The organism is Pseudomonas sp. RW10S2, assembly GCF_014268985.1.
Lineage (GTDB): Bacteria > Pseudomonadota > Gammaproteobacteria > Pseudomonadales > Pseudomonadaceae > Aquipseudomonas > Aquipseudomonas wayambapalatensis.
In genome coordinates this window covers 1-6753 of record NZ_JABWRO010000182.1, presented here as the reverse complement: position 1 = coordinate 6753, position 6753 = coordinate 1, and the positions used below count along the sequence as shown (strand labels likewise).

Here is a 6753-nt window from a genome sequence, read left to right as displayed (position 1 = left end):
GGCTGGCCTTTAGATTTTGAACAAGACAGTTGCTCCCACCAGTACACCTGCGCATTAGAGCCTGCGGGGCACATGTGGGAGCGGGCTGGTCCCGCGATGAAGACGACGCAGTCTTACAGAACGTCGAGCAGCTCGACGTCGAACACCAGCACGCTGTGCGGCGGGATGCTACCAACGCCTTGCGCGCCATAGGCCAGCTCGCTCGGCACGTACAGGCGCCATTTGCTGCCCGCGTTCATCAGTTGCAGCGCCTCGGTCCAGCCAGCGATCACGCCACCTACCGGGAATTCGGCAGGCTGGCCGCGCTCGTAGGAGCTGTCGAACACGGTGCCGTCGATCAGGGTGCCGTGGTAGTGGGTACGCACGTTGTCTTCGCGGCTCGGCTTGGCACCGCTACCTGCGGTCAGCACTTCGAACTGCAGGCCCGAGGCCAGGGTGGTGATGCCATCACGCTTGGCGTTCTCGACCAGGAAGGCCTTGCCCTCGGCGGCGGCGGCCTCGGCCTTGGCGGCAGCTTCGGCCTGCATCACTTCGCGGATAACCTTGAAGCTGGCAGACAGGTCGGCTTCGCTGACGCGGCTGTCGGCACCGTTGAAGGCGTCGGTCAGGCCGGCCAGGATCGCTTCCAGGCTCACACCCGGTGGCGGGTTGTCGCGCAGCTGGCCGCCCAGCTGACGGCCGATGCCGTAGCTGACGCGGGATTCGTCGGTGGACAGGTTGAGTTCGGACATTGGCTTGCTCCGCTTAAGGGCGCACTGCATCCGCGCCCTTGGTGAAAAGGGCAAGCAGCCTAGCACACTGGGGCTGCGCGAAGCAGCTACCAGGCCGAACGCTGGGACATCGGGACCTTGAGGTCTTCCTCCGGGTGGCTGCCCATGCCGCACATCTCATCCTGCACCGACCAGTGCACCAGATTCATCGACAGCATCGGCAGGGCTTTCAGGAGCAATCGTGCATCTTCGACCGAGTGCACCCTCAAGCGCTCTCCGCGGGGGGCGTGGAGAGGATGGGCGTGACCCTTGATCCGGGCCTCGAGCAGGTAGTCACCACCTTCGATGGCGATCAGGTTGAGTTCATCGACGTGGCCGGCCCTGGCCTCGGAATTGAGCTGATGCAGATTCATGAATGCACCTCGCTGCGGAAACCCCGCATGAGTGCTCATTTTTTGTACAGAAGCTGGGATTAGGCAAGGGGCCGTCGGTCGGGCCGCGTCGTGCCTTTCGCGGGTAAACCCGCGAAACGGCCTTCACCGACTCAATGCTTGGTCAGCTTGTCCAGATAACCCATGCAGAAAGCCGAGACCACGAAGGTCATGTGGATGATCACGTACCACATCAGGTAGTCGGTGGAGATGTTCTGCGCATCCATGAACACGCGCAGCAGGTGAATCGAGGAAATGGCCACGATCGACGCGGCAACCTTCATCTTCAGCGAAGAAGAATCCATCTTGCCCAGCCAGTTGAGCTTCTCCTTGCTCTCGTCGATGTCCAGTTGCGAGACGAAGTTCTCGTAGCCGGAGATCATCACCATCACCAACAGGCCGCCGACCAGCGACATGTCGATCAGTGAAAGGATCACGAGGATCAGGTCCGCCTCGCTCAGCGCAAAGACGTTGGGCAGGACGTGGACCACTTCCTGAAAGAATTTCAGCGCCAGCGCCAGCAGGCCCAGGGACAGGCCGAAATAGATCGGAGCGAGTAGCCAGCGGGAGGCATACATCGCGTTTTCGAGAATACGTTCCATGGAGGATAGGGGCTCATGAGATGACTGAAAAAGCGTGCGCGAGTATAGCCAGCCATCTATGACAGCAAAAGTCTGCGGCGGGTTGCCGCAGAGCCCTCTTCAATTGTCCGGACGGAACTGGTAGTCCCCAAGGTTGCGACAACGCTCGCCATTGATCCGCCGCAATTGCGCCTGCAGGTGCAGGCACCAGATTTGCGGATCTTCGGCCACCTGGTAGCCGTGCAGGGTCAAGCTGTCGACAATGGCGTTCATCACCGATTCGGCCACCATCGGCCCATGAAACGGCCCTTGCGCCTTGATCGCCGAAGGCTGCTCACCGGCCATGCCGGCGGCAAACAGCAAGGTCCACATGCCGTTGTCGCCGGCCAGCGGACGGATGCTGCACTCGATGCGGGTCACCAGGCCAAGGCACTGGCGGGTGAGGCTGAGGTTGCGCATGGCGGCGTCCCCTCTGAGAAGCCCTGTTCAGCCTGCACGACAGGCTGTTTCCATCCTGAACCCTGACAACTCCTTAAGTTCCAGCATAGATGACAGGTGAGCATTGCTGGAAAACCGGCGCTGAACGGTAGCACTTGGCCGCCAGCGCCGGTTTATTGACTCAGGCAGGCTTGGCCTCAGCCACCATCTCCTCCAGCCGTTCCTTTTCGGCGTCCTTGATCTCTTCCTCGCTGATCATCTCGGCGATGGCCCGAAGGCGCTCGACCACCCTTGCATTGACGCTGCCTTCGGGGAACTCGCCCTTCTCGTCGGGCGCACCAGCGTCCTCGCCCACCAGCAGGCTCAGCGCCTCATCGGCCTGGCTCACCGCATAGACATGGAAGCGCCCGGCCTCGACCGCCTGCAGCACGCGCTCGTCGAGCATCAACGTGGCGACGTTGGCGCGCGGGATGATCACCCCTTGCTCGCCGGTCAGGCCACGCGCTTCGCACAGGCGGAAAAAGCCTTCGATCTTCTCGTTGACCCCGCCCACCGCCTGCACTTCGCCGAACTGGTTGATCGAACCGGTGATGGCGAAGCACTGCTTGAGTGGCGTGCGCGACAACGCCGAGATCAGCGTACAGGCCTCGCCAAGCGAAGCACTGTCGCCGTCCACGTAGCCATAGGACTGCTCCAGCGCGATGCTCGCCGAGATCGCCAGGGGGAACTCCTGGGCATAGCGGCTGCCCAGGTAACCGGTGAGGATCATCACGCCTTTGGAGTGGATCGGCTGGCCGAGGTTGACCTCACGCTCGATGTCGACGATGCCGCTGCCGCCCGGGTAGACCGTGGCGGAGATCCGCGCAGGCATGCCGAATGCCGAATCGCCGACTTCCAGCACCGTCAGGCCGTTGCACTTGCCGATGGCCGCCCCCTCGCTGTCGATCAGGATGATGCCGGCGAGCATGTCATCGAGCACCCGCTGCGACACCCGCCCGGTGCGGGTCGCCTTGGCCTTGAGCGCGCGCTCGATGTGTCCGGCATCGGTCATCTCGTCGTTGGCCAACTGGCGGATGAAGTCCGCCTCGCTGACCAGTTGGAACAGGTCGCCGATACGCGCCGACAGGCGCGACTGGTTCTCGGCCAGACGCGCGCTGAAGGTCGCCAGGCGCGCCACGGCATCGCTGGTCAGCGGCGCCATGCCCTCTTCATTGGTGCGCGTGCGCAGCAGTTGGGCGAACTGCTCGAGGTTCTCGTCAACCATCGGCATGTCTTCGTCGAAGTCGACCAGTACGCGGAACATCTCCTGGAAGTCCGAGTCGTGATCCTGCAGCGCGTAGTAGAGCTGACGCGAGCCGATGATCACCAGCTTGACGTTGAGCGGGATCATCTGCGGCGTCAGGGTGACGGTGGCGATGCGCCCCAGCTCGCCCAGGGGAGACTCCATTTTCAGCTTGCGCGACTGCAACGCACGCTTGAGCGCATCCCAGACGAAGGGCTCGCCCAGCATCTTCTCCGCTTCCAGGATCAGGAAGCCGCCGTTGGCGCGGTGCAATGCCCCCGGACGCAGTTGGCGGTAGGAGGTGGAAAGCGCGCCCTGGTCAGTGCTGTACTCGATGCGACCGAACAGGTTGTCGTAGGTCGGGTGCGGCTCGAACACCACAGGCGCGCCGCCATTGACCGGATGCCCCACCACCAGGCTTGGCGCGTACTGCTCCTCGAGCATCTTGCGCGCCACCGCGTCGGTCTTGGCATCGTCGACCAGTTGCTCGACCACGGTGCGCAGCAGGTTCAACTGCACCGACTGCAGGTAAGCGCACACCGCAGCGTTCTCGGCGTACTTCTCCGACAGAGGGGCCAGTAGCGGTTGCAGGGCCAGGGTGATGGTTTCTTCGTTCAGTTCGCGCAGCTGGTTGTTCGACTCGCGCTTCCACTGCGGCAGGCTGGACAGCTCCTCGTTGAGACGCTCCTCCAGCTCGGCGATGTCTTCGTGGAACTGCTCGCGGACCTCTTCAGGCAACTGGGCGAACTCGGCCTCATCCAGCGCCTTGCCTTCGGCCATGGGGGTGAAGGCGACATTGCTGGCGTCGCGGTACAGCGCCACGTCCTTTTCCAGCGACGCGCGTTCGATCACATCCAGGGCACGGTCGTAACGCTGGTTGAAGGCGCGATCGATGGCGCCCTTCTTCTGCTGGTAGGACGGGTGCTCGAACACCGCCGGGAAGGTCGCCAGCAGGTTGCCGATCAAACCGTTCATGTCGGCGATGAACTCGCCAGCAGTGCCTGCCGGCAACTCCAGCGCACGCGGCTCGCGGGTGTCTTCGAAATTGTTGACGTAGACCCGGTCGGCCGGGGTCTGCTGGCGCTTGCCCTCGGCCTTGAGGTAGCGCTTGGCGAAGGAGAAGCGGCCGGTACCCGGCTCGCCCATCACATAGACGTTGTAGCCAGGGCGTGGCATGGCCACGCCGAACTGCAGGGCCTCGACGGCACGCTCCTGGCCCAGTACTCCGCGAAACGGCTCCAGATCATCGGTGTTGGTGAAGGCAAACTGCTCGGGGGAAAAACGCCGGGTCAGGGCTTCAGGCGCGAGACGCAGGCGCGCAGCAACAGGATCGGGCATTGGGTTTCCTTACTTCGGCGGGGCGGATACGCAGCATTCTGGCGCCGGGGGCGCGCGCCTTGCAAGGCTCCGCGGGACTTTATGTCGCAGGCGTTAAAAAGGTTTGTCCAAGATTTTTTCGCAATCAACTACGCAACTATTGGATCGTGCCTAAACTCCAAACTGCGCGGGTGGGTAAAATGCTTCCCCGTCCTGGCATGAACTGCCAGACAACCCTGATCATTGATACGTATCGAAAAAGAGAATAACGCTATGAAACGGATTCTTCTGGGTACCTTGTTCGCCGCGGTTTCGATCAATGCCATGGCCGAAGCGCCAGGCGGCCCGAACTGCGGTTGGGGCAACCTGCTGTTCGAAGGCCAGCGCGGCACTCCGGCGCACTTCCTGGCCTCCACCACCAACGGCACCTCCGGTAACGCCACCTTCGGCATGACCTCCGGCACCAACGGCTGCTCCACCAAGGCAGCGCTCACCTACGGCGGTAAATCGTGGCTGGCCATGAATGGCACCATGAACGAACTGTCCGAAGACATGGCTCAGGGCCAGGGCGAAGCCCTGACCACCTACGCCGTGGTACTGGGCGTCAAACCCGAAGACCGCGCGCACTTCGCCTCGGTCACCCACGACCACTTCCAGCAGATCTTCAGCAGCGCCAACGTCACTGCCGAAGATGTCCACAACAACACCATCGCGGTCCTGAAAAAGGATCCACAACTGGCGAAGTACGCTACCGAAGCGTAAGTTCGACCTGCCCGCCCCGCTTGCGGGGCGGGGTTCGCCCGCCTCCCTTCGGCATCATTCAGAAGTAGTTGCCCGATATGCTCAAACGCTTCGCCTACCTGACGTTATGCGCCTGCGCACCTGCCTACGCGACACCTTCATTGGATGACGCGCGCGTGCAGCAGTTGGCCGCCGACCGCTACTGGATCGCACTGGGTCACTACGAAACCGCCAAGCTGGGCGGTTGGCGCAGTTATGTGGACGACGACAAATTCTTTCTCGCCGAGGACGGCGCCCATCATCCGGATCGCGAACTGCGCGCCACGGTCGATGCGCTGTATGCCCCGGCCAACCTGGGCGACAAACACGCCCAATGCGTCTTTCCGGCGCGCACCCGCTGGCTACGCGAGCAACTGCAGCTCAGCGACCTGCCGACCCCGGACTGCCAGGAATACAGCCGCTGGTACGCCGACGTCGCACCGCACAGCGCGGTGCTGATCTTCCCGGCGGCCTACCTCAACAGCCCGTCCTCGATGTTCGGCCATACCCTGCTGCGCATCGACAAGGCCGACACCCGCAGCAACGACACCACGCTGCTCAGCTACGCGATCAACTTCGGCGCCTATATCGAAGGCAGCGACAACAGCATCCTCTACGCCTGGAAAGGCCTGATGGGCGGCTACCCCGGGCTGTTCGCGATGATGCCGTACCAGGAGAAACTCTCCGAATACCGCAGCCTGGAGAACCGCGACCTGTGGGAGTACCAGCTGGACCTGACGCCTGAAGAGACCGGGCGCATGGTCGAGCACGTCTGGGAACTCAAGCAGGTGCAGTTCGACTACTTCTTCTTCGACGAGAACTGCTCCTACCGCCTGCTGGAGCTGCTGCAGGTCGCCCGCCCCGGGCTGGACCTGACCTCGCAGTTCCCGCTCACCGCCATCCCTACCGATACGGTCAAGGCAGTCAAGCAGTCGGGGCTGGTGTCCGATGTGCGCTACCGGCCATCGCGCGAACGCGAGCTGCTGGCCCGCGCCGAGCCACTGGACCATCACGAAAAACAGCAGGTATTGGCCGTCAGCGCCGACACTGCGCAATTGCAGAGCCCCGAGTTCACCGCCCTGCCACGCGAACGCCAGGCTTTGGTACAAGATGCCGCCTATCGCCTGGAACGCTACCGCGCCACCGGCCAGGAGCGTGACCCGGAACAGGCCAGGCGCAGCTTCGAGCTGCTGCGGGCGATCAACCGCAACCCC

The 6753-nt window shown here is 62.9% G+C and carries 7 protein-coding genes; 2 read left to right on the top strand and 5 right to left on the bottom strand.

Annotated elements, in window-relative coordinates:
- Positions 1-113: 113 nt before the first annotated feature.
- The 5 genes from HU729_RS24475 to HU729_RS24455 form a co-directional block, all read right to left on the bottom strand.
- Entirely contained in the window at positions 114-731 is a 618-nt protein-coding gene (locus HU729_RS24475; RefSeq protein WP_186668353.1) for an FKBP-type peptidyl-prolyl cis-trans isomerase, read from the bottom strand.
- Positions 732-817: 86 nt separating this feature from the next.
- Positions 818-1123: a DUF6482 family protein gene (locus HU729_RS24470; RefSeq protein ID WP_186668355.1), complete on the bottom strand. Its 306-nt coding sequence runs from the start codon at positions 1121-1123 to the stop codon at positions 818-820.
- A 131-nt stretch (positions 1124-1254) separates the two neighbouring features.
- The gene (locus HU729_RS24465) at positions 1255-1743 is read right to left on the bottom strand and encodes a TIGR00645 family protein (protein ID WP_003247486.1); all 489 of its coding nucleotides are present in this window, start codon (positions 1741-1743) and stop codon (positions 1255-1257) included.
- Positions 1744-1842: 99 nt separating this feature from the next.
- Positions 1843-2181, bottom strand: coding sequence for a hypothetical protein (locus HU729_RS24460; protein WP_186668357.1), 339 nt, complete (start codon positions 2179-2181; stop codon positions 1843-1845).
- 160 nt (positions 2182-2341) lie between these two features.
- On the bottom strand, positions 2342-4780 hold the full coding sequence (locus tag HU729_RS24455) for an ATP-binding protein (protein ID WP_186711805.1): 2439 nt from the start codon (positions 4778-4780) through the stop codon (positions 2342-2344).
- Positions 4781-5032: 252 nt separating this feature from the next.
- Between HU729_RS24455 and HU729_RS24450 the strand changes: the two genes are divergently transcribed.
- Positions 5033-5521, top strand: a complete 489-nt coding sequence (locus HU729_RS24450) for a DUF3015 domain-containing protein (protein ID WP_065864072.1) — start codon at positions 5033-5035, stop codon at positions 5519-5521.
- 77 nt (positions 5522-5598) lie between these two features.
- Positions 5599-6753: DUF4105 domain-containing protein (locus HU729_RS24445; RefSeq protein WP_186711804.1), on the top strand; the 1155-nt coding region annotated here is incomplete at its 3' end.

Excerpts from the sequence above, each read along its gene's own strand:
- HU729_RS24475 (WP_186668353.1), bottom strand. The coding sequence starts at position 731 with ATGTCCGAACTCAACCTGTCCACCGACGAATCCCGCGTCAGCTACGGC.
- HU729_RS24470 (WP_186668355.1), bottom strand. The coding sequence starts at position 1,123 with ATGAATCTGCATCAGCTCAATTCCGAGGCCAGGGCCGGCCACGTCGAT.
- HU729_RS24465 (WP_003247486.1), bottom strand. The coding sequence starts at position 1,743 with ATGGAACGTATTCTCGAAAACGCGATGTATGCCTCCCGCTGGCTACTC.
- HU729_RS24460 (WP_186668357.1), bottom strand. The coding sequence starts at position 2,181 with ATGCGCAACCTCAGCCTCACCCGCCAGTGCCTTGGCCTGGTGACCCGC.
- HU729_RS24455 (WP_186711805.1), bottom strand. The coding sequence starts at position 4,780 with ATGCCCGATCCTGTTGCTGCGCGCCTGCGTCTCGCGCCTGAAGCCCTG.
- HU729_RS24450 (WP_065864072.1), top strand. The coding sequence starts at position 5,033 with ATGAAACGGATTCTTCTGGGTACCTTGTTCGCCGCGGTTTCGATCAAT.